At 59.1% G+C, this 23,408-nt stretch carries 23 protein-coding genes; 13 read left to right on the forward strand and 10 right to left on the reverse strand.

Annotated elements, in window-relative coordinates:
* Positions 1 to 28 precede the first annotated feature (28 nt).
* A complete protein-coding gene (locus tag ACR0JB_RS19650; RefSeq protein WP_170398874.1) occupies positions 29 to 2,320 on the forward strand; it encodes a xanthine dehydrogenase family protein molybdopterin-binding subunit in 2,292 nt (763 codons plus the stop codon).
* On the forward strand, positions 2,298 to 3,374 hold the full coding sequence (locus ACR0JB_RS19655) for a DUF2235 domain-containing protein (RefSeq protein ID WP_480790213.1): 1,077 nt from the start codon (positions 2,298 to 2,300) through the stop codon (positions 3,372 to 3,374). The genes ACR0JB_RS19650 and ACR0JB_RS19655 overlap by 23 nt, the downstream gene beginning before the upstream one ends.
* A 1-nt stretch (position 3,375) precedes the next feature.
* Here ACR0JB_RS19655 and ACR0JB_RS19660 read toward each other — a convergent pair whose 3' ends face one another.
* Both ACR0JB_RS19660 and ACR0JB_RS19665 read right to left on the reverse strand, forming a co-directional pair.
* Positions 3,376 to 4,020 carry an NUDIX hydrolase gene (locus ACR0JB_RS19660; RefSeq protein ID WP_217354400.1) on the reverse strand — a complete coding sequence of 215 codons (645 nt, stop codon included), beginning with the start codon at positions 4,018 to 4,020 and terminating at the stop codon, positions 3,376 to 3,378.
* 5 nt (positions 4,021 to 4,025) lie between these two features.
* On the reverse strand, positions 4,026 to 4,601 hold the full coding sequence (locus tag ACR0JB_RS19665; RefSeq protein WP_170351487.1) for a GcrA family cell cycle regulator: 576 nt from the start codon (positions 4,599 to 4,601) through the stop codon (positions 4,026 to 4,028).
* A 126-nt stretch (positions 4,602 to 4,727) separates the two neighbouring features.
* Here ACR0JB_RS19665 and ACR0JB_RS19670 point away from each other — a divergent pair, with 126 nt between their 5' ends.
* Positions 4,728 to 5,531 (forward strand): ABC transporter permease, encoded by an 804-nt coding sequence (locus ACR0JB_RS19670; RefSeq protein WP_480790235.1) that lies wholly within the window; start codon positions 4,728 to 4,730, stop codon positions 5,529 to 5,531.
* 42 nt (positions 5,532 to 5,573) lie between these two features.
* Here the strand turns inward: ACR0JB_RS19670 and ACR0JB_RS19675 are convergent, their stop codons facing one another.
* Positions 5,574 to 6,455 (reverse strand): DMT family transporter, encoded by an 882-nt coding sequence (locus ACR0JB_RS19675; RefSeq protein ID WP_170398867.1) that lies wholly within the window; start codon positions 6,453 to 6,455, stop codon positions 5,574 to 5,576.
* Positions 6,456 to 6,747: 292 nt separating this feature from the next.
* Between ACR0JB_RS19675 and ACR0JB_RS19680 the strand changes: the two genes are divergently transcribed.
* Positions 6,748 to 7,935 (forward strand): acetylornithine transaminase, encoded by a 1,188-nt coding sequence (locus tag ACR0JB_RS19680; RefSeq protein ID WP_480790214.1) that lies wholly within the window; start codon positions 6,748 to 6,750, stop codon positions 7,933 to 7,935.
* Between the two features lie 75 nt (positions 7,936 to 8,010).
* A complete protein-coding gene (gene argF / locus ACR0JB_RS19685; protein WP_170398860.1) occupies positions 8,011 to 8,937 on the forward strand; it encodes an ornithine carbamoyltransferase in 927 nt (308 codons plus the stop codon).
* On the opposite strand, the gene ACR0JB_RS19690 is transcribed toward argF, so the two are convergent.
* Positions 8,934 to 9,530, reverse strand: a complete 597-nt coding sequence (locus tag ACR0JB_RS19690; protein WP_480790236.1) for a ferric reductase-like transmembrane domain-containing protein — start codon at positions 9,528 to 9,530, stop codon at positions 8,934 to 8,936. The two genes, argF and ACR0JB_RS19690, sit on opposite strands and share 4 nt — an antisense overlap.
* An 8-nt stretch (positions 9,531 to 9,538) precedes the next feature.
* A complete protein-coding gene (locus ACR0JB_RS19695; RefSeq protein WP_170398858.1) occupies positions 9,539 to 10,027 on the reverse strand; it encodes a peptidase associated/transthyretin-like domain-containing protein in 489 nt (162 codons plus the stop codon).
* A 186-nt stretch (positions 10,028 to 10,213) separates the two neighbouring features.
* On the opposite strand from ACR0JB_RS19695, the gene ACR0JB_RS19700 reads away from it, so the two are divergent.
* From ACR0JB_RS19700 to ACR0JB_RS19710, 3 genes are all read left to right on the forward strand, one after another.
* Positions 10,214 to 11,056, forward strand: a complete 843-nt coding sequence (locus ACR0JB_RS19700; RefSeq protein WP_170398856.1) for a phytanoyl-CoA dioxygenase family protein — start codon at positions 10,214 to 10,216, stop codon at positions 11,054 to 11,056.
* Between the two features lie 125 nt (positions 11,057 to 11,181).
* A complete protein-coding gene (locus tag ACR0JB_RS19705; protein ID WP_170425433.1) occupies positions 11,182 to 12,144 on the forward strand; it encodes a pirin family protein in 963 nt (320 codons plus the stop codon).
* Positions 12,145 to 12,209: 65 nt separating this feature from the next.
* Positions 12,210 to 13,184 carry a 2-dehydropantoate 2-reductase gene (locus ACR0JB_RS19710; RefSeq protein ID WP_480790215.1) on the forward strand — a complete coding sequence of 325 codons (975 nt, stop codon included), beginning with the start codon at positions 12,210 to 12,212 and terminating at the stop codon, positions 13,182 to 13,184.
* Between the two features lie 6 nt (positions 13,185 to 13,190).
* Here the strand turns inward: ACR0JB_RS19710 and ACR0JB_RS19715 are convergent, their stop codons facing one another.
* From ACR0JB_RS19715 to hrpB, 3 genes are all read right to left on the reverse strand, one after another.
* A complete protein-coding gene (locus tag ACR0JB_RS19715; RefSeq protein WP_170351365.1) occupies positions 13,191 to 14,669 on the reverse strand; it encodes an inorganic phosphate transporter in 1,479 nt (492 codons plus the stop codon).
* A 94-nt stretch (positions 14,670 to 14,763) separates the two neighbouring features.
* The gene (locus ACR0JB_RS19720) at positions 14,764 to 15,222 is read right to left on the reverse strand and encodes an NUDIX hydrolase (protein WP_480790216.1); all 459 of its coding nucleotides are present in this window, start codon (positions 15,220 to 15,222) and stop codon (positions 14,764 to 14,766) included.
* Positions 15,223 to 15,334: 112 nt separating this feature from the next.
* Positions 15,335 to 17,776, reverse strand: a complete 2,442-nt coding sequence (hrpB, locus tag ACR0JB_RS19725) for an ATP-dependent helicase HrpB (RefSeq protein ID WP_480790217.1) — start codon at positions 17,774 to 17,776, stop codon at positions 15,335 to 15,337.
* Between the two features lie 205 nt (positions 17,777 to 17,981).
* On the opposite strand from hrpB, the gene meaB reads away from it, so the two are divergent.
* The 5 genes from meaB to ACR0JB_RS19750 all read left to right on the forward strand — a co-directional run bounded on the left by meaB (position 17,982) and on the right by ACR0JB_RS19750 (position 21,930).
* A complete protein-coding gene (meaB, locus tag ACR0JB_RS19730; protein ID WP_170507560.1) occupies positions 17,982 to 18,959 on the forward strand; it encodes a methylmalonyl Co-A mutase-associated GTPase MeaB in 978 nt (325 codons plus the stop codon).
* A 100-nt stretch (positions 18,960 to 19,059) separates the two neighbouring features.
* Positions 19,060 to 20,229, forward strand: a complete 1,170-nt coding sequence (locus ACR0JB_RS19735) for a Hint domain-containing protein (protein WP_480790218.1) — start codon at positions 19,060 to 19,062, stop codon at positions 20,227 to 20,229.
* Between the two features lie 146 nt (positions 20,230 to 20,375).
* Entirely contained in the window at positions 20,376 to 20,663 is a 288-nt protein-coding gene (gene rpmB / locus ACR0JB_RS19740; RefSeq protein ID WP_170362546.1) for a 50S ribosomal protein L28, read from the forward strand.
* A 401-nt stretch (positions 20,664 to 21,064) separates the two neighbouring features.
* Positions 21,065 to 21,415 carry a hypothetical protein gene (locus ACR0JB_RS19745; protein WP_170398846.1) on the forward strand — a complete coding sequence of 117 codons (351 nt, stop codon included), beginning with the start codon at positions 21,065 to 21,067 and terminating at the stop codon, positions 21,413 to 21,415.
* Between the two features lie 41 nt (positions 21,416 to 21,456).
* Positions 21,457 to 21,930, forward strand: a complete 474-nt coding sequence (locus ACR0JB_RS19750; RefSeq protein ID WP_170398845.1) for a copper chaperone PCu(A)C — start codon at positions 21,457 to 21,459, stop codon at positions 21,928 to 21,930.
* Positions 21,931 to 22,017: 87 nt separating this feature from the next.
* On the opposite strand, the gene ACR0JB_RS19755 is transcribed toward ACR0JB_RS19750, so the two are convergent.
* Both ACR0JB_RS19755 and ACR0JB_RS19760 read right to left on the reverse strand, forming a co-directional pair.
* On the reverse strand, positions 22,018 to 22,626 hold the full coding sequence (locus ACR0JB_RS19755; RefSeq protein ID WP_170351359.1) for an HdeD family acid-resistance protein: 609 nt from the start codon (positions 22,624 to 22,626) through the stop codon (positions 22,018 to 22,020).
* Between the two features lie 60 nt (positions 22,627 to 22,686).
* Positions 22,687 to 23,382, reverse strand: coding sequence for an NAD-dependent deacylase (locus ACR0JB_RS19760; protein ID WP_170362591.1), 696 nt, complete (start codon positions 23,380 to 23,382; stop codon positions 22,687 to 22,689).
* Positions 23,383 to 23,408: the final 26 nt, after the last annotated feature.

Consider the following 23,408-nt stretch of genomic DNA (forward strand, 5'->3'; position numbering starts at 1 on the left):
CCCCTACAGGCCGAGGCAGGAGCATCCAATGGACAAGTTCGGAAAAAGTCAGCCGGTCAAACGGACCGAGGATCAGCGGTTTCTAACCGGGAAGGGGCAGTACATCGACGATGCTGTGCCCGGCGACGCCCTGTTTGCGGCGTTTTTTCGCAGCCAGGTTGCGCATGGGCGGATCACCGCGCTGGATCTGGATGCCGCGCGTGAGGCGAATGGCGTGCGGCTGGTCATGGCGCTGGACGACCTGACTGAGGCCGGGATCGACACGGTTTTAAACGCGGCGCTTGTGTCGAACCGGGACGGCTCGAAAGCGGCGGCGCCGGATCGCCACATGCTGGCCAAGGACCGCGTGCGTTTTGTCGGTGAGCCGGTCGCGGTGGTCATCGCCGAAACGCAGAATCAGGCCCGTGATGCGGCCGAGTTGATCTGGATGGAAACCGAGGATCTGCCCGCCAAACTTGACCTGGAGATGGGGGGCGAACCGCTGCACATCGAAGCTCCTGACAACCGTGCCTTTGACTGGGGCATGGGGGATGAGGCAGCGACCGAGGCGGCCTTTCAGGACGCCGCGTACAGAGTGCAACTGAACGTTGCGGATAACCGGGTGATCGTTACATCGATTGAGCCGCGCGGCTGTCAGGCTGCTTGGTCCGACGGGCGGCTGCACTTTGCCTATAGCGGGCAGGGCGTCTGGGCGATGCGCGGGCAATTGGCGCAGAAGCTGAAGCTGGAACCTGAATTCATTAGGGTCACCACGCCCGACGTGGGCGGTGGGTTTGGCATGAAGGTGATGCCGTATCCCGAGTATTTCTGTGTCGCCGTCGCCGCGATGAAACTGGGCCAACCCGTTCACTGGATGTCGGACCGATCTGAGGCGATGCTGTCTGATCACCATGGGCGCGACCTGACTTCGCTGGCTGAGCTGGCTTTTGATGAAGACCACCGAATTACCGCTTACCGCGTGCATAGCAAGGTCAATCTTGGGGCCTATAACAGCCATTTCGGTCAGGCAATCCAGACAAATCTGTTCAGCAAAGTTCTGATGGGGGCCTATGATGTGCAGACCTCTTATCTGCGGGTCGAAGGGTTCTTTACCAACACAACGCAGGTGGACGCTTATCGCGGCGCTGGTCGGCCTGAGGCTATCTATGTGCTTGAACGGGCTATGGACCGCGCCGCGCGTGAATTGGGCGTCGATCCGTGGGAGTTGAGGCGCAAAAACTTCATCCGGCCTGAAGCTTTTCCTTACAAAACGACGACTGGTGAGGTCTATGACGTCGGCAATTTCGACATGGTCCTGAGCCGCGCGAGTGAACAGACATTAGGTTTTGCTGCCCGTAAGGCGGCTGATGCCGAACGCGGCCTGATCCGGGGGCAGGGCATCTGTTACTATATCGAAAGTATTTTGGGCGACCCTTCCGAGAACGCAAAGATCGCATTCTGCGAAGATGGCACCGTGAACCTCTATGTGGGGACGCAATCAAACGGCCAGGGCCATGAGACGGCCTATACCCAGTTTTTGTCGGATCAGATCGGAGTTCCGTTGGATCAGATCAATGTCATCCAGGGGGACAGCGATCAGTTACCTGCCGGAGGAGGGACAGGAGGATCGCGGTCCGTTACAGTCCAAAACACGGCCACCCTGGCCACAATCGACGTCATGATCGTCGCATTCGCGCCTTATCTGGCCGATAAGATGGGCGTCGAGGAGGCTGACGTGAATTTTGATCACGAAACATTCCGCGCGCCAGGGTCGAACCTGACGCCTACATTGATCGAAGCGGCCGAGATGGCCCGCGCCGATGGCCGAACCGATCTTCTGCAACATGAGGCGCACATTACGCTGGACGCACGCAGTTATCCGAATGGCGCACATGTTGCCGAAATCGTTATTGATTGTTTCACCGGTGAAACATGGGTCGACCGCTACACCGTAGTTGACGATTTCGGCAATCTTATCAATCCGATGTTGGCCGAGGGGCAGGTACATGGCGGCGTGGCGCAGGGCATTGGTCAAGCCCTGTCCGAGCGTGTTGAGCATGATGCGCAGGGGCAACTGCTCACGGCTTCGTTGATGGACTACGCCTTGCCCCGTGCGTCTGAGATACCCATGATAAAGTTTACCTCGGCACCGGTTCCGTCAACTTCGAACCCAATGGGTATGAAAGGATGCGGAGAGGCCGGCACCGTGGGCGCGCTGGCCGCTGTGGCGAACGCGGTGCAGGACGCGCTTTGGGAACATGGGGTACGGCAGGCGGATATGCCATTCACACCCCTAAGAGTTTGGGAATTGCTGACGCATGGTTCTGTCACGGCTAAGTAAAAAGATACTTGGATGGCTCGGACGGCCTTTGCGGTCCGAACATTCGGCCGAGGCGCTGCACCGTGAACCTATTAGTCATGTCATTATCCTTGACGGCACCATGTCGACGTTGGAGCCGGGGTTTGAAACTCATGCGGGTCAGACCTACCATCTGTGCCGCGAGATGGGCGGCAAGGTCTCGGTCTTTTACGAATCCGGTGTGCAGTGGGAAAGCTGGAAAACCTCTCTGGACGTGATGATGGGGCGCGGCATCAACCGGCAAATCCGGCGGGCCTATGGCTATCTGGCGTCACGCTACAAACCTGGTGATAAGATATTTTTCATCGGCTATTCGCGCGGCGCTTACGGCGTGCGCAGCCTTGCGGGCGTGATCGACATGATCGGTCTGCTCAAGGCCGAACACGCGACCGAGCGCAACATCAAGCAGGCCTATCGCCACTATGAATGTACGTCTAGCGGCGAGGCAGCCTGTGAGTTCCGCCAAAAATTCTGTCATAACGAGCTCGCAATTGAAATGATCGGTGTCTGGGACACCGTCAAGGCGTTGGGCCTGCGTCTTCCGCTGCTGTGGCGCTGGGCCGAAGATAAGCACGCGTTTCACAACCATGAACTTGGCCCCGCCACCCGGCATGGCTATCACGCTATGGCGCTGGACGAGACGCGCGAGGTGTACGAGCCGGTACTGTGGAAATGTACGCCCGAGTTTAAGGGCCACGTTGAACAGGTCTGGTTCCGTGGCACACATGGCGACGTGGGCGGGCAATTGAACGGGTTTGAAGAGGCGCGTCCCCTCAGCAATATTTCCCTGATCTGGATGCTGGACAAGGCCGAGCAGCATGGATTGCCGCTGCCCGAAGGTTGGCGCGACCGGTTCCCAACTTCAACTACTGCAACTTCGGTCGGGACCTGGCGGGGGTGGGGCAAGGTTTTCCTGCTGCGCAAGCATCGCAAAGTCGGGATGGACCAGTCCGAGCAACTGCATGTCTCGGTCGCCCCCGATGAACTGCCGGGTTGGGTACCGATGCCGGATTCGTCCTCGCACCCGGCGCAATAGGTCAATCGAATAGAGTTTGGGATTGGTCTGTTGAATGGGCGCGGAACGCTGCTGTGACATCCGCGTGAATATTTCGTGCCAAAGATAGTGCAGGTATTTTGTCCGGGGGAAAGAAGGCCGCGTCGCTGGTCTCGGCACCCGGCTGCGGGGCGTCCGTGCCATCCTCATCGCACAGGAAGAAAAGTTTATAAAAATCTCGCGAATCCGGCGGGTAGGGATGCCGTGCCTTGTGGCGCAGAGCATAGAGGTGTCTGGCACGGACCTGCAGCCCAGCCTCTTCCCAGACTTCACGTTCCATATTTTCCGCTGGAGAGCTGCCAATGTCCGCAAAACCACCCGGCATGGCCCACAGCCCGTCCAGTCGTTCGCGGACCAGCAGAATGTGGCCATCACGGATTACAGCGCCGCGAATGTCGATGCTGGGCGTGGCATAACCACCAGCATGATCCGAGATCAGCCCCTCGATCCGCGATAGGGGCACCCGGCCCAAATCGGCCAGCATGGCGCGGGCCATGGCTGCGATCTCGTCATAGCGTTCGCGATCAAATGGGTCTTTGGTGAAATGCTGGCCGGTTTCGGCCAGCGCCAACAAGCGTTTTGCCCGTTTCAGCCAGGCATCCTCCAGTGCAGTCGGATCCTGGCGCATCTTCCTTACCGCCGACGGTCGCGGCGCGAGCTCATCGGCTGAAATGCCACGCCCACATGCGCCTCGCAATAGGGTTTGCCGGCCTCAACGGGCAGGCCGCAGAACCAGAAATCCTCGGTTGCGGGGTCGCCGACGGGCCATTTGCAGGTCTTCTCAGTCAGTTCCATCAACGTCAGTTTCTTGGCCTTCTTCTCAATCTCATTGACCTTGGCCAGTGCCTCGGGGCTGATTTCATTGGCCGAGGGTTGCGGCGGCAATGGCTGACCGGCCGGGATGATCTGACGGCGGGCGGGTACGGCAGGCTTGGCCTCGGCCGCAGGCGCGGGGGCCGGGCGGGCCGGTTCGGTTTTGGGGGCCGGTTTCGGCTTGGCCTCGGCCTTGGGCGCGGGGGCCGGTTTTTCCTTGGGCTCGGCCTTGGCCGGGGATGCGCCGGTGGCACGGTTCGACAGGCCCAGTCGGTGCACCTTGCCGATCACGGCATTGCGGGTCACCCCACCCAATTCCTTGGCGATCTGGCTGGCCGACTGGCCTTCGCCCCACATTTTCTTCAGTAGCTCTACACGCTCGTCAGTCCAGGACATCATTTGCCTTTCAAAAGCGGAAAGCGGCCCCGGATTCGGGCCGCCTTGGGAAATCGTCTCAGCCCCCTATTCTAATCACTGCGCCCCGAGTTACAAGCAGTCTTCGAATCAGGTTGAGGTCAGATGATGCAGATGCCCTTTGAGCAGAACGAACACCGTTTCGGGGCGGTCAACTGGATGGGTCTTTATACGTTGGCTCAGCGCGAAACATTGCGTTTTCTGGCGGTCTGGACCCAGACCCTGTTGGCGCCGCTGGTGACCGCAGGCCTGTTTCTGCTGATCTTCAACATCGCTATTGGCCCCAGCCGACCCGACGTGATGGGGGTGCCGTTCCTGACATTTCTGGCGCCGGGTATCATGATGATGACCGTGATTCAGAATGCTTTTGCCAACACCTCGTCTTCGATGGTGATTGCCAAGGTACAGGGCAACATTGTTGATACGTTGATGCCACCACTGTCTCCGTTGGAAATTCTATTGGGCTATCTGGCGGGAGGCATCGTGCGTGGTGTTCTGATCGCCTGTGTGGTTGCCGTTGCGCTGGCGCTGGTGCTGGGGCTGGTGCCGCGGAACCCGTTGATTGCGCTGCTGTTTGTTGTTCTCGGCGGTGCTTTCATGGGGGCGTTGGGCCTGTTTGCGGGAATATTTGCCAACAAGTTCGATCAAATGGCGGCGATTACCAATTTCATCGTCACGCCGCTGGCCTTCCTGTCGGGTACATTCTATTCGGTCGAGGCATTGCCACCTGTTCTCAACCGCCTCAGCCACGTGAACCCGGTATTCTACCTGATTGATGGGTTGCGAAATGGCATGATCGGGGTGTCTGACAGCTCACCCGCACTGGGTTTCGCGGTTTGCAGTGGCGCAACGTTGATTGTCTGCGCCATTACCTGGCAGATGCTGCGAAAGGGATACAGGCTGAAAGCATGACGGTGCAGGTTTTGGATCCCGCAATCCCAAAAAAACGCCTAGCTAGGCGGTTCTGACGCGTGCCTCGCGCCAGACAAGGATTAGTCCGCCCGTCAGAATGATTGCAGAACCGATTTGGCTAACCACATCCGGGATAACGCCAAACACCGCAAAGTCATAGAGGGCGGCAAAGATCAGTGTGGCATAGCTGATTGGCGCCACAAAGGATGCATCCGCGCGCGCCATCCCGTTGACGAAACAGGCTTGGGCACAGGCCATCAGCACCCCGATTGCCACCAGCGCGATCCATTGTTCGGGCGTTGGCATCTGGAACACAAAGCTGACCGCGACCGAGGCGATGGTCAGCCCCATCGCGTTGTTGATCAACAGAATCTGGATGGGAATTTCACGGCCCGAAAGCTTTTTGATAAAGATCAGCTCCATCCCGATCACAGCCGCCGCCGTCAGGGCAAGCAACGCCGCAGGTTGGAAGCTGGCCGGTGTCGGACGCAGCAGGATCAATGCACCGGTCAGAGCAACAGCAGCGGCCAGCCAGCGCCACGGCCCAACGCCCTCTTTCAACAGCGGGATGGCCAGGACCATGCCAAAGACGGGGTTCAAAAAGGAAATCGCAGTGGCATCCGAGATCGGGATGAACGCGACCGAGGCGAACATCAGCGTAATCCCCACCCAGCCAAAGCTCGTCCGCCCAATATGCAACCCCCAATGCGGGCGGCTTAACCGTGGGCGCAACACGCCCACCGCGCTGACGATCACCAGAAACGCGAACAGGAACCGCCCGTGGCTGATCTGCATCGGATGCAACGCCGGGCCTAAGGTATTCGTCCCCAACGCTTTGGCCAGAAGTGTGGTGGCGGCCAGAAAAGCGCTGGCGGTGACGATCAGCAAAGCCGCAAGGGCAGGGTTCTGGCGCGCGGGTGTCATGACCCAGCGGTGCGTCACTGCGCCCTAAATGGCAAGCGATAAAAGCTGAGTTTCAAAGTGAAATTTCTGATTTTGGAAATTCGGGGTTTTCAGAGGCCAAACACCCGGCTATACGGCCCCGCATGATCAAACACGCACATATCCTGCGACTCCGACGCCGACGCATTACTGCGTAACCGGCCTGTTTGATCCATTGCGCGCTGTAAATCCGCGCAAATCCCACCAAATCTGTTGACGAATCCGGCCTTCGTGTATCACTCACGGGGCTTAACCTAACGAAAAGGATGATCCGATGATCCCGTCCGTTCTGCCGACCTATAATCGCGCGCCCCTGACTTTCGTAAAGGGCGAAGGCGCCTGGCTGACCGAGGCGGATGGCCGACGTTTCCTTGACCTTGGTGCCGGGATTGCGGTGAACGCTCTGGGCCACGCGCATCCGGCGCTGGTCAATGCGCTGACTGAACAGGCGCACGTGCTGTGGCATGTCTCGAACCTGTACAACATCCCGCAGCAGCAAGCGTTGGCGGATAAGTTGGTTGAACATACCTTCGCCGATACGGTTTTCTTCACAAACTCGGGCACGGAATCCTGTGAGCTGGCCGTGAAAATGGGCCGCAAGTATTTCTATGACAAGGGGCAACCCGAACGGGTCGAGATCATTACCTTCGACGGCTCGTTCCATGGCCGGTCATCGGCTGGTATCGCGGCGGCCGGATCTGAAAAGATGACCAAGGGCTTTGGCCCGCTGTTGCCCGGGTTCGTGCATGTCACATTCGGCGATCTTGACGGCGTGACCAATGCGATCACGGACAAGACCGCCGCGATCCTGATCGAACCGATTCAGGGTGAGGGTGGCATTCGTCCGGTGCCCGACGCGGAACTCAAGGCCCTGCGCCAGATCTGCGACGACAACGGCCTGTTGTTGATTTTGGATGAGGTGCAATGCGGCGTTGGCCGCACCGGCAAGCTGTTTGCCCACGAATGGGCAGGTATTACCCCCGATATTATGATGGTTGCCAAAGGCATCGGCGGCGGCTTCCCCTTAGGCGCGGTGCTGGCCACCGAAGACGCGGCCAGCGGTATGACCGTGGGTACCCATGGCTCGACTTATGGGGGTAACCCTCTGGGCTGCGCCGTGGGTTGCGCGGTAATCGATCAGGTGGCAACGCCTGCTTTCCTTGAAGGCGTGAACCGCAAGGCGGGGATGCTGCGCCAGAAGCTCGAAGGCCTGATCGCCGATCACCCCGACGTGTTCGAAGAGGTGCGCGGTACGGGCCTGATGCTGGGCTTGAAATGCAAGGCGACCAATACCGATGTGGTTAACGCGGGCTATGACAATGAGGTCATCACCGTTCCCGCCGCCGACAATGTCATCCGCCTGTTGCCGCCCCTGACGCTGACCGAGGATGACATTGCTCAGGCCATGATCCGCCTCGACAAGGCTGCCGCACAAGTCGAAGCCAGCCTCGAATCCGCGTAATCCTCATCTTTTTCTAAATACTCCGGGGGGCCGGGGGCAGCGCCCCCGGCGACCGACAGCCAAAAGCGAAACGATATGAACCATTTCCTCGATATCCACAAAACCGATGCAGGCGATCTGCGGACGATGATCGATCAGGCCGGCGAAATGAAACAGGCCCGTCTGGGTCGCCCCAAAGCCGCGCAGGATAATGATCAGCCGCTCAAGGATCGCATGGTCGCACTGATCTTTGAGAAACCCTCGACCCGAACGCGCGTGTCCTTCGATGTGGGCGTACGGCAGATGGGCGGGCAGACCATGGTGTTGTCGGGTAAGGACATGCAACTGGGCCACGGCGAAACCATTGCCGACACGGCCCGTGTCCTGTCGCGTTATGTCGACATGATCATGATCCGGACGTTCGATGAAACCATCCTGACCGAGATGGCTGAATATTCCGACGTGCCGGTGATCAACGGCCTGACCGACCGTACGCATCCCTGCCAGATCATGGCTGACGTGCTGACTTTTGAAGAACATCGCGGGCCGATCAAAGGAAAAAAAGTGGTCTGGACCGGAGACGGCAACAACGTCTGCGCCTCGTTCCTGCATGCGGCGGGCCAGTTCGGATTCGATCTGACCTTCACCGGTCCCGCTCAGTTCGACCCCGAGGAAGAATTCATGGGGTTCGCTCGTCAGAAGGGTTCGAAAATCGTGGTCGAGCGTGACCCTTACAAAGCGGTGGAAGATGCCGATCTTATAGTGGCCGATACTTGGGTCTCGATGCACGATTCCCAATCGGCCAAAGAGCGTCGTCACAACCTGCTGCGCCCCTATCAGGTGAATACCGAGTTGATGTCTCATGCCAAGCCGGATGCGCTGTTCATGCATTGCCTGCCTGCGCACCGCGAGGAAGAGGCGACATCCGAGGTCATGGACGGACCGAACTCGGTAATCTTTGACGAAGCTGAAAACCGTCTGCATGCCCAAAAGGCGGTCATGCGCTGGTGTCTGGGCGTTTAACTGCGCGGCCGGATATCCCACACACGCAATCTGGCGAGCGTTCGGACGCTCGCCAACAGAACCAGAACGCAGAGGGCGGTTTTGGTCATGATCTCCATCGTCCCTTCAATCAGCATCGCATGCACGACACTGCCGACAATGGTTATGGCTGCTAACCCTGTGTGACCCAGCCTCCAGATACGGTACCGCAGGGCCAGACGCTGCCGAAAGATGCCCAGACAGGCGGCAGCAAAGGCGGCCCACATCGCAACGACGCCCCAGGCTGAAAACGGGGTAGGTGAGACGAGCAGCAACGCATCCACAACATCCGGGGGGCTGGTGATCCACAAGCCGCCCACATGCACCACAAGGGCGATGATCAGAGTGATGCCAACCCGTCGATGCCAGCGCCGGCTGGCCAAAGGCAGTAATACAGGCAAGTCGCGCCCGGCCAGCAAGGGTTGCAGCAACAACAGCCCCATACTCAGCACTCCGGCAAACCCGGCCACGATGTAGACTGGATCGCGCCACGCCAATAAGGGGCTATGCGCCGCCGCAATCAGCGGCACAGCTATGGCGGCGATCACCGCCGCCCAGATCAAAAGGCTGCGGATCACGTAAATCAGGCGGGTTGCAGGACGAAATGCGCGGCAAGGGTCTGGTCTTTTGAACTTGCCATGATCGGACGCAGGAATACCGTCTCAAACTCGCCGCTGTCATAGGCCAGATGCCCGTGCGGCTGGCCAAAGGCGGGCACGATCTGCGGCATCTCCAACCGGAACTCACCATTGGCGTCGGTCAGTGTAGCACCATGGCTTTGCGGATCCCGCTCATGCCCTTCGGTTGTGTGAGCCCAGATTTGGATACGTTGGCCGGGCAGAGGGGCACCGTCCCCAGCCCGCCGCACAGTGCCGGTCATCCAGAACCCACCGCCGCCGATCCGCTCGACGATGGGTGCGCCGGGGCGGTAGTTGTTCGACCCACCGCGCATGGACCGTGTCGGGGCCAGCCCGGCGGCGCGTGCGGGCATCAGCAAGCCCGAACCGCCAGTGACCAGAACAGCCCCGCCCAGCGCCATTACGGATCTGCGAGACAAGTGTGAATTCGTCATGTCGGGACCTCCTGCAAGGTAACATCCATAGCAACCTGAGCGCGCCACAGCGCAAAGATAGCACGGTTCAGATCAATTCCGAGGCGATCTTCACCACTCTGTGATCACCCCAAGCCCCGGCGAATTTCTTTGACCCTGTGCGGGTTGCGGTGCCATCGTCGGTATATCGATGTGAAAGGCTGAAAAATGGACAAGACACAATCGGTTTCGCCCGACGAAATTGCGGCCTTCAAGCGGGACGGTGCCGTTGTGCTGCGCTCGAAATTCTCGGAACATTGGTTGGACTTGTTGCGCGAAGGTATCAGTGCGGACCTTGCCAACCCAACCGACAATTTCACTCGTCACACCAAGGACCCAGACGCCCCTGCTTATTTCGAGGATTTCTGGGCGTGGAACAAGATTCCGCAATTTAGGGATTTCGTGCATCACTCGCCGTGCGCCCCACTGGCTGCGGGTTTATTGGATGCCCCGTCGATCAACCTTGTGATGGATAACTGGTTCCTGCGTGAGGCCGGATCGACCTCGCGCCCACCCTTTCATCAGGACCTGTCCTATTTCGATTTCGAAGGCACTATGTGCGTCCTTTGGCTGCCTCTTGAACCGGTGACTAAAGAGAACGGCATTGCCTTCGTCAAAGGCTCGCATCTGTGGGACAAGCTGTTCATGCGGGTTCGGTTTGCGGATGGTCATCCCAGTCTTGGGGCCACTGAGGTCGCAGGCCGAACGTATCACCAGCCCCCGGATATCAACGTCGATCCCGGTGCCTATGACTTGTTGCAGTGGGATATGGAATTAGGGGATTGCATCTATTTCGATATGCGAACACTGCATGGTGGTCTGTCCTCGGTCACGCCGACGGAAACAGTGCGTCGGTTTAGCCTGCGGATGACAGCGCCGGACGGGATCATCCGATATCGCGGAGATTGGGCGAAAGATGAACGTGCGCAGTTCGAGGCCGCCGGTTACAGCGAAGGCGACCGCATCGACGGGCCGTTTTTCCCCCGGCTTTGGCCAAGAGAGGCACTTTGAGCAATGGATGAAATAACATAACATCGAAATTGCACTTAATCTGTGCGAAATGGCGAATACTCAAGCTGAAAATACCGTGTATTCTGCGATGGTGAACGCAACTACCTGATCGCAGGAGCGCAGCAATGAGTTGGAATCCGACCCAAAGCCCCGAATCTCTGTCACACAACACGGCGCTGGACACATTGATCATTCCGCGAGCTCGTGATCTGGGCGGGTTCGAAGTACGTAGGGCGCTGCCCTCGAGTAAACGGCAGCTGGTAGGGCCATTCATCTTTTTTGACCAAGTAGGTCCAGCCGAATTCCTGACTGGTGACGGCATCGACGTCCGACCACACCCGCATATCGGTCTTGGGACGGTGACGTATCTCTATCAAGGAGAGTTCGAGCATCGCGACAGTCTTGGCACGCATCAAATGATTTACCCCGGCGAGGTCAACTGGATGGTTGCCGGGCGCGGGGTGACTCATTCCGAAAGGACCAGTCAGAAGACACGCGACAAGAAACACCGCCTGTTCGGCATCCAGACCTGGATTGCATTGCCCGAAGCGCATGAGGATATGGCCCCGGATTTCGAGCATCACAAGCAAGGTGCGCTGCCACATTTTCAGGACCAAGGTGTCAGCGCCCGTTTAATCCTGGGGTCAGCTTATGGTGAAACCAGCCCGGTTACGATGCTGTCCGAGACCTTCTATCTGGACGTGCGACTTGATCCCGGCGCGTCGTTTCCTTTGCCGGATGACCATGAAGACCGGGGTGTTTATGTCACCCAAGGTTCCGTCGAGATTGCAGGCGATACGTTCACACAGGGCCGTATGATGGTGTTCCGCCCCGGCGATCCCCTTTCAGTCAAGGCCGGACCGCAAGGCGCGCGGTTAATGCTGCTGGGCGGGGCGACATTGAACCAAGAGCGCTATATCTGGTGGAATTTCGTGTCATCCTCGAAGGAAAAGATCGAGGCGGCCACGCGTGAATGGAAAACCGCCGATTGGGCGAAAGGTGCGTTCCACCTGCCGCTGGGTGATGATCAAGAGTTCATACCGATCTCGGATGAACTGGAACGGACACGGCCAAGGCGCGCACGCTGACCAGACGTCAGGGGGACTTGTCCGTGCCCTCGTTCCCGGCGATCCTTTGCGCCGGGAGGGATGCCATGAAAATCGTGATCGCGGGTGCAGGCAGTATCGGATGCTATTGCGGGGCATTGTTGGCGCATTCAGGGCATGACGTTGCCCTTTTGGGCCGTCCACGCATATTAGATCCGATCCAAGAACAAGGACTGACGATTTCGGATTTTTCGGGCCTGACCCGGCATGTGGCCGCGCAAGATTTGACCCTGACCGAAGATGCAACCTGCCTGGCCGGTGCCCAAGTCGTCATCGTGACCGTTAAATCAGGTGCCACAGCGGAAATGGCTGCGCAGATCGCGGAATACACGCCCATCTCAATTCCGGTGGTATCGTGGCAAAACGGTATGGAAAACGCCCGTACTTTGCGCATGGTTCTGTCAGAGCATGACGTGCGCGCCGGAATGGTGCCGTTCAATGTAGTGCCGACTGAACCGGCCAGCTTTCATCGCGCCACCTCTGGTGAGATCGTCATCCAAAGCGGTCCCGGTGCGCTGGGTCAGAGGCTGAGTAGTGCTGACATGCCGGTTGTGGAAAGCGATGACATCGAAGCGGTCCAATGGGGTAAGCTGGTAATCAACCTCAACAACGCGCTGAATGCGCTGTCGGGGATGACGTTGAAAGATCAACTGCTGGACCGGAACTGGCGACGCCTGATGGCCGATCAGATGGCCGAGGCTCTGATGGTGTTGAACGCCGCGAACCATCCGGTCGCTTCGACTACTCCGCTGCCTGCATGGATGACGCCGCATATCCTGCGCCTGCCAACGCCGATCTTTTCCAGGATCGCCGCGCGAATGCTGACCATTGACCCCAGCGCGCGCACCTCGATGGCCTATGATCTGATGGCAGGTCGCCCGACTGAAATCGACAGTCTTCAGGGTGAGATCATTCGCCTGGGCGCGCAATTCGGCGTCGAAACCCCGATCTGCGCCAAGATACGAGATTTGATCGAGGACGCGCCTGAAACCGGGATTTCTGTGGATCAAATTGCGTCTTAGGCTGGATTAGGCGAAGGCCGTCAGGATTAGAAATATTGTCGCTGACATCGCCGCGGCTGCGGGGACCGTGATCACCCAGGCCGCCACGATGGTCATGAAATGTGAACGCCGCACCAGCTTGCGGCGCTGATGCTCTTCCCGGGCCAGCCGCTGTTCGACCGGACGCTGGCGGTTGGAGTGTTTCCACCGGCGATCTGAATGCCATTCGCGATAGAAACCAACCCCAAAAACACCGCCTACAGCAATATGAGTTGAGCTGACCGGCAGGCCAAGCCAGCTAGCCACGATAACGGTAATGGCTGCGGACAGCGCCACGCAGAAGGCCCGCATTGGGTTCAGTTTGGTGATCTGACTACCGACCATGCGGATCAATTTGGGCCCGAATAGAAACAGGCCGAACGAAATTCCAAAGGCTCCGATCACCATGACCCAGTTGGGGATCGCAACTTTTGCGGCAAAGTCGCCGAATTCCGCTGCGTGTACGATAGCGGCCAGGGGGCCGACCGCGTTGGCCACATCATTGGCGCCATGCGCAAAGCTGAGGAATGTGGCCGAGATGACCAGCGGCAGGCCAAACAGAGTTTTCAGTGATTTGGTGCGGTTTTCCATCCCCTCGGATTTGTGCCGTACCCAGGGCACCGTGACCGACCAGACCAGGAACCCCGTTGCAAGGCCGATCAGCAGCGCCACCTCAAGCTCAATCTTAACGATCCGCTTAAGACCCTTAACGGCCAGATAGGTGGCAAACGCCGCAGCCATTACGGCCACAAGGATTGGAAGCCAGCGCCGTGCTGCCGCTATTTTATCGTCCTGATATTGAATCTTGGCTTTGATCAGTGCCAGAAACCCAGCCGCGATCAAGCCACCCAATACTGGCGAGATTACCCAGCTTGCGGCAATCGCGCTCATTGTGCTCCAGTTGACGGCGCTCAGGCCCGCTGCGGCGATGCCGGCCCCCATCACGCCGCCGACAACCGAGTGCGTCGTTGACACCGGTGCCCCGACCCATGTGGCCAGGTTAACCCATAAGGCCGACGAAATCAGCGCAGCCATCATTGCCCAGATGAATACATTGCTGGTTTGAACCGAGGCCGGATCGATGATCCCCTTAGAGATGGTCGAAACGACATCTCCGCCTGCCAACAGGGCACCGGCGCTTTCGGCAATGGCGGCGATGACGATAGCACCACCCATGGTCAGTGCGTTGGCACCAACCGCGGGCCCCATGTTGTTGGCCACGTCATTGGCACCGATATTGATCGCCATATAGGCCCCAAAGGCGGCTGCCGCAGCGACGATCAGGCCGCCATCCGCCAGCCCGAACACTATCGCCGCCGACAACCCGGCCAGCGCAATAAAGGCCAGTGAAATACCAGGGGCCAACAGCGGGCGCGCCACATGGGCGTTGGCATTCTCAACGCGCGAGATACGGTGAAGGTCGCTGTCCAGAGCCTGCCAGCGGGATTTCGAGGTCAAATTCGACATGATCTTTTTTCAAGCAGCCAGTGCATTTCGGCACGCGGCTAGACGGTTTCCCCCCTCGGGACAACAGTTATGTTATCAATTTTTTGCGAAACTATCACACTTGCAGCAGCAAATCGCTCAATTCCGGCTCGTTAACACGATCAGCCGCAGTTGAGGGCGAAACCCAGACCCGCTCGCGTTTGCCAGCTTCGGGAAAGTCATCTTCCAGATCCTGAACATCAACCCGATAGACACTGGTCAGAACGGGATAGGCCGTGCCATCGTTCAGGATTTTATCGTAAGTATAGTGCCCGATCGGTTCCTTGGAGGGGTTCGGCGCCCGCACGCCTGCTTCCTCCCACGCCTCCTGCAGTGCAGTTTCGGCACCGTCCATGCCATCAACCGGCCAACCTTTGGGAATGATCCAGCGTCCGGTGTCGCGACTTGTGATCAATAGAACCTCTGGTCCGCTTGGGGTTTCACGGGTGCAAAGGGCTGCAAACTGCACCCGTTGCGGGCGCAGGAAAATTGGTCGGGCGACCTCGTCCCAGATTTTTCGCAGCCATTTCGTCATTGGTCGATCGATCCTGTGCTTTTCTTGCCTGAAACGTCGGCACATAACAGTGAAATAAGGCTGGTACAAACAATTGCCTGAACCAACTCTATCACAAATGTCGGGGTCGTGGTTATTTCCGCCGTTTGGCGCGCAGGGTTGGGTCGGCCTGTGTCGGGTCTTCGGGCCAGGGATGCTTGGGGTATTGCGCGCGCATATCCTTGCGAACATCGGCGTAAGAGCCCGCCCAGAATCCCGGTAGATCACGGGTGATCTGGATCGGTCGTTGCGCAGGAGAAAGCAGGGAAATTTTCAACGCCTCGCCCCCCACAACCGGATGCTGCGTGACGCCAAACAACTCTTGCAGGCGCACGGAAATCTCAGGCACCGCGCCGCCATAATCAATCGGCACCTTTCGGCCCAGCGGTGTTTCGAACGATCCGGGAGCGCGGCGATCCAGTTCTTGCGTCTGGGTCCAGTCTAGCCGGGCGCGCAGAGCGGGCAGCAGGTCAAACCGCTTCCACTCTTCGGCGTTGCGTACGCCCGAGAGCATGGGCAGCAGCCAGTCCTCAAGCGACTCTGTCAGCCCTTCGATGGTAAAGTCAGGTAGATCAGCCCCTTCGGCCCGCACCAATTCAACGCGCGCCGCCAACCGCGCCGCCGCCCCGTCCAGACGCAATCCAAGATCGCGCACGCCATCCAGCATGGCCTGCGCCACGGCATCGTCCGGCACGTCCTTCCACAGACGGTCGCTCAGCGTTATCGCGCCGAACCTTTCCTGTTTGCGCGCCACCACCCGGCGGTCGCGTTTTGACCAGGCGCAGCTGTCGACCCAGCTGATTTGCCCGGCAAACAGATCGCGGATTTCGCCTTCGCTGATCTGGGCGGCCATGCGCACCCGTGCTTCGCGCGGATTACCGTCGGTGTCCGTGACCACCAGATAAGGTGCCGCGGCCAGCGTATCGCCGCTGTCCAGCACCACACCTTTGCCGCCTGATAGAACATAGCGGGGAACGTCACCCTTGCGGCGCTGTCCGATGCGGTCGGGATAGGCCAACGCGGCCATGGCGGCGGGGCTCAGATCACTGGCCTGGCCCTTGGTACGCAGACGTTTGGTTTCGGCTTTGATCCGATCCACTGCGCCCGCATTCACTTGCCAGACGCGGTTGCGTTGAAACGCGCGGATGTCGCGCAGCGCCTCTAGCCGCAGCAAAAGGTCTGACGGCGCGCCCTTTAGCGGATCGCGTTCGGCCATCAATGCGGCCAAAGTGGCGGCACCGGAACCGGCAGACACCAACATATGACCCAGACGCGGATGAAGGGGCAGGGCACCCAGGGCGCGCCCGTGGTCCGTAATCCGCCCCTTGGCATCCAGCGCCCCCAGCATCGTCAACAGAGCCTTTGACTCGGCCATCGTGCCTTCGGGCGGCGGTGTCAGAAAGGCCAGATCGCCCGGTTCGGCACCCCACAGCGCCAGTTCCAATGCCAAACCTGTCAGGTCCGCGGCCTCGATCTCGGCCGGAGGATAAGCAGACAACGCACCTTCTTCACCCTTGGACCACAACCGATAGCACTTGCCCTCGGCCACGCGGCCTGCGCGACCGGCGCGCTGGGTGGCTTCGGCGCGGGTTACACGCTCGGTTACCAAACGGGACATGCCCGAACCGGGATCGAACCGCGCCCGTCGCGCTTGCCCCATATCAACCACGACCCGAATGTCGGGAATGGTCAGTGAGGTTTCGGCAATCGACGTGGCCAACACCACTTTGCGCCCTTGATCCATTGGCGCAATCGCAGCGCGCTGGGCGGCAAAAGGCATGGCCCCGAATAGGGGGCGCAGCACGCAGTTCTCCGGCAAGCGCGCGGACAAGGCGGCCTCGGCCCGGCGAATTTCACCCTCACCTGGCAAAAAAACCAACACCCCGCCGCCGGTTTTGCGCGTGTCCCTTTCAGCCTGAACAACCAGATCGACCAGAGCGTCCAGCCGCCGTGCCTGCGCCCCCAAGGGGCGGTCCAGCCAGTGTGTTTCGACCGGAAAACTGCGCCCTTCGGAGGTGACCATCGGCGCGCCCATCAACCGTCCAACCGGCTCGGCATCCAACGTTGCCGACATGGCCAGTAGCATCAGGTCATCCCGCAGAGCGCCGGTGACTTCCAAGCACAGCGCCAGCCCCAGATCGGCATTCAAGGACCGTTCGTGGAATTCGTCAAAGATCACCGCACTTACACCGGGCAGGTCAGGGTCGGATTGCAGCATCCGTGTCAGGATACCTTCAGTCACGACCTCGATCCGGGTTGATTTTGAAACCTTGGCTTCGCCCCGCACCCGATAACCTACGGTCTCACCCGCGCGTTGGCCCAAAGTGTCGGCCATCCTTTCGGCAGCAGCGCGCGCGGCCAATCTGCGCGGCTCCAACATCACGATCTTGCCGTCGCACAAGCCCGCCTCGAGTATCGCCAGGGGCACGCGTGTCGTCTTACCCGCCCCCGGAGGGGCCTGAAGCACAGCGCGGCCGGAACTCTTGAGGGCCGCAAGCAGGTCTGGGATGGCGTCTTCAATGGGTAGGCGTGTCATGCGGGCTTTATCCGCCAACGGCACGATAAGGTCCAGTTCCGCCCTGTGCGCGGCGCACACCAGGGTGGCACGACCGCTAACAGCGGAGGAACGGCAACACATGGGTGCGAATAATTGGTGTGCGGCGTATTTCCGCAGAGGTCCAGTCTGGACAAACGGTTTGTCGGGACGGCAAGTAGTCGTGCCGCAAAATATCGAGGATGAAATGGACATAGACAGCCTGAGCGACAGAATTTTGAACGGTGAGCGGCGCGCACTTGCCCGCGCCATCACTCTGGTCGAAAGCGGCCGTGAGGATCACCGGGCGCAGGCGACCGAATTGCTGGCACATCTGGCTAAATCCAAACGGCAATCGCTGCGTATCGGCCTGTCGGGGACGCCAGGGGTTGGCAAATCCACCTTTATCGAAAGCTTTGGCATGATGCTGATCGCCCAGGGGCTGCGGGTGGCGGTGCTGGCGGTTGACCCTAGCTCGTCCCGCTCCGGAGGCTCGATTCTGGGCGACAAAACCCGGATGGAACGTCTGAGCCGCGAGAGAAACGCCTTTATCCGCCCATCCCCCAGCCAGTCGCATCTGGGTGGTGTGGCCCGACGTACGCGCGAGGCGATTGCCCTGTGCGAGGCTGCCGCATTCGATGTGGTGCTGATCGAAACCGTGGGTGTGGGCCAGTCGGAAACCGTTGTGTCCGAAATGTCCGACCTGTTCCTGTTGCTGCTGGCCCCAGCGGGCGGAGACGAATTGCAAGGCGTCAAGCGCGGCATCATGGAAATGGCCGACATGATTCTGATTAACAAGGCAGACGGAGATCTGAAGCCTACTGCCATCCGCACCTGCGCCGACTATGCCGGAGCGCTGCGCCTGTTGCGAAAGCGCCCGCAGGACCCCGAGACCTTTCCCAAGGCTATGACAGTGTCGGCGGTGGAAGAACACGGCTTGGAAGACGCGTGGTCCGAAATGCAATCGCTGACCGATTGGCGGCGTGAAGCTGGCCATTGGGAGGTCAATCGAACCAATCAAGCGCGATATTGGTTCGATCAAGAGGTCCGGCATGCCCTGTTGGCCCGGCTCGAAACGCCACAGGCGCGTGCGATGATGGATCGTTTCAGCACTCAGGTAGGTGAAGGTGCCCTTAGCCCATCGATCGCGGCCAAACAAATGCTGACTGAATTGGCGGCAGACTAACCGGCCGGGCAGAGTGGCGCGTTCATCATTTGTCGTGTAAGATTGACGCGAATGCAATTTTGAGTTGTGCGATTGGCCTAGGCGACAGGAACCGTCGAACATGCCCGATATCAACGGGACGAATAACGACGACGATATTGAAGTCACTGACAATACCGGGTCTTTAAACGGGACGACGGTACCCGGACCAATTGACAATATTCGCGCCAGACAGGGCGATGACGACGTCACCGTTACCAATAGTACGATATCCGGTTCCGTGCGGGGCAATCGCGGAAACGACGATATCGTCATCACTGGCAGCACCGTGGTCGGGCAAGTTAATGCCGGAATTGATGACGATACGGTCAACCTTCAGGGATCTACCGTCGGTGATGTTCGGTTAGGGCAGGGCAACGACACCCTGAGCATTAACAGCACAAACGTAACGGGCGACGTGCGCGGCGGCGGCGGAACGGACAGCTTGAACCTGCCCGTCGGTACGGTCGTCACCGATGATACATTTGGAACTTTCACCGTTGCCGAAGGGGTTTCCTACTCGGTCTCAAGCGGCACTTTTATCCTGCCATCGAATTTACCTTCTGGGCCGTCCGTCTCTTATCAGGCATTCGAGAATGGAACAGGGGTTCCGTGCTTCACACGCGACACTGAGATTTTGGCACAATCCGGCCCGGTGCCTATCCAAGATCTCTGCACCGGTGACATGATCGAGGCACTGGGTAAGGGGTTGCAACAGATTCGCTGGATCGGGAGGCGACGCTTTGATCTGGACGGATTGAAGAGGAATCCCAAGCTTTATCCCATTCGAATTCTGGCAGGGGCGCTGGGCGGCGGTTTTCCAAGTCGGGACTTATTGGTTTCGCGACAGCATCGGATGCTGGTCCAGTCCCCCATTGCCCAACGCATGTTCGACGAACGCGAAGTGCTGATTCCCGCTATCAAGCTAACAGCCTTGCCCGGTATTTTCGTGGACGAAGACGTCACATCGGTTGAGTACTACCATCTGCTTTTCGATCAACATCAGGTCATCTTTGCCGAAGGCGCGCCGACAGAAAGCCTGTTTACAGGGCCCGAGGCGCTGAAAACTCTGAGTTCTGAGGCCCGCCGCGAGATTTTTGAGATATTTCCTGAGCTGATCGAAAAGAAACTGACACCGCGGCCCGCCCGCTATATTCCGCGCGGACGGCAGCAGTCGCATCTGTTGGAACGCCATCGCAAGAACAAAAAACCGCTTTTGCAGGCGTGTATCCAACCGCCCGGTGATGCCTGAGCAAAGATTTCGCGCGATCTGTCTTGACCCTTCTGGCGATTCCCACTACACGCATCCAACCAGTTTTCGGGCGCGACTTCGGGTTGCGCCCCTTGTGATTTGGCCGCTGGCATCATGCCCGGCCTCCAGAAACAAAGGAAGAAACCATGTCGCGCCGTTGCGAACTGACCGGAAAAGGCCCGATGACTGGCAACAATGTCAGCCACGCCAAAAACAGAACTCGTCGTCGTTTTCTGCCGAACCTGAACGACGTTACCCTGCAGTCCGAAACCCTGGGCCGTGGCGTCAAGCTGCGCATCTCGGCGGCTGCACTGCGCTCGGTCGACCACCGTGGTGGTCTGGATGCGTTCCTGGCCAAAGCCAAAGATGACGAACTGTCGGCAAACGCGCTGAAAGTGAAAAAGGAAATTGCCAAGGCACAAGCCACGGCGTAAACCCTTTTCCCTTCAAAGAATTCAACCCTGTACCGCAAGGTGCAGGGTTTTTTCTTGCGTGGCCTGCTCCTGAACTGGAATTAAATTTCAGCCACGGTGATATTGTTCACATACCCTGCGCCAGGACTGTTTTATGTTTAGTCATATTCATCTGGCGGAGTTTACCCCCATGTCTTTTAAATTGTCTGATTTCCTCTCCCTGTTGGCTGCCTTTTTTGGCAAGACGTTTGGGACATGCTTTCGGATGCAACGACAGGTGAACAGGTTGCATACGAGCCTGACCAAAGGGTCCGTCAAACGTCCTGGCGTGGACAGCTGACACGAACCTAGTGGTTGCGGGTTTCAGGCGTATTCAATTGCGCTTGAAGCCCGCTTTGAGTCCGGCCTATATCAGGCGCAGGATGAAAACCGTTCTGAACAGATTTCTACCTTTGGCGCTTTCGCTGCTTGTCATTCTGACAGGGCAGGGGGTGGCTGCATCGCGCGGTATGGACAGGGCGGTGGGGCAGATGGTGTTTTGCACTGGTACAGGCCCGGTGGTGGTCTATATGGACGCCGAAGGCCAGCCGACTCAGCCCCCTCATTTCTGCCCTGAATACGCGCTGACCCTTTTGGGGGCGGTCGTTGTCCCGGCAGCCGCCATGCCCGTTGCGCCAGAACAGGTTCAGCCCGCGCCTTTGCGCAAGGCGGGTAATCTGGTTGCCCTGCCGGTTCCCTTCAGACCGGCGCGCGCGCCTCCGGTTGTGATCTGAAGACACATTTTCTTTCAGACACTTATACAAGGAGAGGCGCGATGTCCCTCAAATCCAAACTTCTGACCACTCTGGTCACTGCAACGCTGGCAACATCTGCTTTTGCACAGGATACAATTGCCGTTGATGACGCCTATGCGCGCTCCGCAGGCAAAGCAGCCAAGGCCGGTGCTGCCTTTATGATGATCAAAAACACGGGCGAGGCTGACGACCGGTTGATTGGCGTGGAATCTGATGCGTCTGCACGTGTTGAGCTGCATACCCACAAGATTGATGACAACGGCGTAGCTAAGATGATGCACGTCGAAGAAGGTTTTGTCATTCCAGCCGGTGAAACCCACATGCTGAAGCGCGGTGGCGACCATGTGATGTTCATGGGGCTGACTGCCCCATTCGAGCAAGGCGCGACCGTACCGGTGACGCTGATTTTTGAGAAGGCCGGAGAGATCGAGATCGAGGTGCCGGTTGATCTGGAACGTCAGGACGCCGGCGGCCACGGGACACATTCGAACTGAGGCTACGCCTGTCTTCAGGCCGCGCTGCGGCCCTCATCCATGCGTCAGGTCGGGCTTTGCCCGGCCTGTTGCCGTTTCCGGAGGTGGTTAGCGATTGACCACGCGCATGGCGACCCGGTCATGGGCGCGTTTGAACCGGGCGGTCAGCCAGAACATCACCGCCGAGAAGGCCAGGGCCCCGAAGGCAATGGCCCATCCCAGCGCCACCATTCCGCTGCCGGGCCAGAAGATCAGCACCAACCCGATCAGCAGCGCTATGACCCCGGAATTGCGCACTGAGGGCGCATCGGGGTGTTGATCCGACATTTGCCGCCATGCCATCAGCGAGCCAACGCCGATGATCAGGGCCCACGCTCCCAACAAGAAGAAGGTCAGCCGCGCCACGCCTTCGGGCCACAGGAGAAGTACCAGACCGATCAACAGGGCCCCGACCCCTACGCCCCCTATCAATCCACGCCGACCAAAGCCCAGCAAGGTCAGGCCGCCATCCACGATCAGAAGCAGACCGACCAGACGCAACAGCAGTGAAATGCTGCCTGTCGGCCAGAACAGCGCAGCGATGCCCAGTGCCCCAGCGAAGATGCCGCGCAACAGGAACGTCCACCACAGTCCCGCGAGTTGATCGCCCAAAGCGTCGCGGCCGTCCAAAGTGCCATCCTCGAGGATTTCCTCGTGCGGGGATTGAGGGTCTGACATGATGCTCTCCCAGCTGGTTAGGCCTTCACTATAAACGGAAAATTCTGCCGGTGTCTGCTGTCATCTGGGGCTGAGCAAGCCATCTACCCAAGATGGGACTGTTTCCGTTGCGGGGCCGAGAATGACCTCATCAAAACTGGAGGCTCCGGTTGAAGGTTCGAGGTTCAGTTCGACCGTGCGGGCGCCGGATTGCAAGGCTTCATGAACGAAGGCGGCGGCTGGATAGACCTGACCCGAGGTGCCGATGGCAGCAAACAGGGTCGCTTCGGCCAGATGGTCGTAGATTGCGTCCATGTGATAGGGCATCTCGCCAAACCAGACCACATCCGGTCGCGCGGTGGCGGCACCGCAGGCAGGGCAGGGTTCGCCCACGGCCATCTCGGGTGGTGATGCCCAGCGGTGGCTGCATGCCGGGCAAAACGCTCCGGCCAACGTGCCATGCATGTGGATCACATGCTCGGCGCCGCCAGATTCGTGCAGGCTGTCGACGTTCTGAGTGACGATCACCACCTCGCCGGGAAAGTCCATTTGCAGCCGTGCCAGCGCGGCATGCGCAGCGTTAGGTTTGGCCTTGGCGGCCTGCACGCGCCGGGCGTTGTAGAACCGGTGAACCAGAGCGGGATCGCGGGCGAAACCTTCGGGAGTGGCGACGTCCTCAATCCGGTGTTGTGCCCATAACCCGCCTTCATCGCGGAAGGTGCCCAACCCGCTTTCGGCAGAAATACCGGCCCCTGTCAGTATGACGATCTTTTCCATGATTGCCCTTCGCGTTACATCTTGGC

The organism is Ruegeria sp. BI7 (assembly GCF_056537925.1).

What these genes read in the sequence shown, in the direction of transcription:
- ACR0JB_RS19650 (WP_170398874.1), top strand. Translation starts at nt 29, where the DNA reads ATGGACAAGTTCGGAAAAAGTCAGCCGGTCAAACGGACCGAGGATCAG.
- ACR0JB_RS19655 (WP_480790213.1), top strand. Translation starts at nt 2,298, where the DNA reads ATGGTTCTGTCACGGCTAAGTAAAAAGATACTTGGATGGCTCGGACGG.
- ACR0JB_RS19660 (WP_217354400.1), bottom strand. Translation starts at nt 4,020, where the DNA reads ATGCGCCAGGATCCGACTGCACTGGAGGATGCCTGGCTGAAACGGGCA.
- ACR0JB_RS19665 (WP_170351487.1), bottom strand. Translation starts at nt 4,601, where the DNA reads ATGTCCTGGACTGACGAGCGTGTAGAGCTACTGAAGAAAATGTGGGGC.
- ACR0JB_RS19670 (WP_480790235.1), top strand. Translation starts at nt 4,728, where the DNA reads ATGCAGATGCCCTTTGAGCAGAACGAACACCGTTTCGGGGCGGTCAAC.
- ACR0JB_RS19675 (WP_170398867.1), bottom strand. Translation starts at nt 6,455, where the DNA reads ATGACACCCGCGCGCCAGAACCCTGCCCTTGCGGCTTTGCTGATCGTC.
- ACR0JB_RS19680 (WP_480790214.1), top strand. Translation starts at nt 6,748, where the DNA reads ATGATCCCGTCCGTTCTGCCGACCTATAATCGCGCGCCCCTGACTTTC.
- argF (WP_170398860.1), top strand. Translation starts at nt 8,011, where the DNA reads ATGAACCATTTCCTCGATATCCACAAAACCGATGCAGGCGATCTGCGG.
- ACR0JB_RS19695 (WP_170398858.1), bottom strand. Translation starts at nt 10,027, where the DNA reads ATGACGAATTCACACTTGTCTCGCAGATCCGTAATGGCGCTGGGCGGG.
- ACR0JB_RS19700 (WP_170398856.1), top strand. Translation starts at nt 10,214, where the DNA reads ATGGACAAGACACAATCGGTTTCGCCCGACGAAATTGCGGCCTTCAAG.
- ACR0JB_RS19705 (WP_170425433.1), top strand. Translation starts at nt 11,182, where the DNA reads ATGAGTTGGAATCCGACCCAAAGCCCCGAATCTCTGTCACACAACACG.
- ACR0JB_RS19710 (WP_480790215.1), top strand. Translation starts at nt 12,210, where the DNA reads ATGAAAATCGTGATCGCGGGTGCAGGCAGTATCGGATGCTATTGCGGG.
- ACR0JB_RS19715 (WP_170351365.1), bottom strand. Translation starts at nt 14,669, where the DNA reads ATGTCGAATTTGACCTCGAAATCCCGCTGGCAGGCTCTGGACAGCGAC.
- ACR0JB_RS19720 (WP_480790216.1), bottom strand. Translation starts at nt 15,222, where the DNA reads ATGACGAAATGGCTGCGAAAAATCTGGGACGAGGTCGCCCGACCAATT.
- hrpB (WP_480790217.1), bottom strand. Translation starts at nt 17,776, where the DNA reads ATGACACGCCTACCCATTGAAGACGCCATCCCAGACCTGCTTGCGGCC.
- meaB (WP_170507560.1), top strand. Translation starts at nt 17,982, where the DNA reads ATGGACATAGACAGCCTGAGCGACAGAATTTTGAACGGTGAGCGGCGC.
- ACR0JB_RS19735 (WP_480790218.1), top strand. Translation starts at nt 19,060, where the DNA reads ATGCCCGATATCAACGGGACGAATAACGACGACGATATTGAAGTCACT.
- rpmB (WP_170362546.1), top strand. Translation starts at nt 20,376, where the DNA reads ATGTCGCGCCGTTGCGAACTGACCGGAAAAGGCCCGATGACTGGCAAC.
- ACR0JB_RS19745 (WP_170398846.1), top strand. Translation starts at nt 21,065, where the DNA reads ATGAAAACCGTTCTGAACAGATTTCTACCTTTGGCGCTTTCGCTGCTT.
- ACR0JB_RS19750 (WP_170398845.1), top strand. Translation starts at nt 21,457, where the DNA reads ATGTCCCTCAAATCCAAACTTCTGACCACTCTGGTCACTGCAACGCTG.
- ACR0JB_RS19755 (WP_170351359.1), bottom strand. Translation starts at nt 22,626, where the DNA reads ATGTCAGACCCTCAATCCCCGCACGAGGAAATCCTCGAGGATGGCACT.
- ACR0JB_RS19760 (WP_170362591.1), bottom strand. Translation starts at nt 23,382, where the DNA reads ATGGAAAAGATCGTCATACTGACAGGGGCCGGTATTTCTGCCGAAAGC.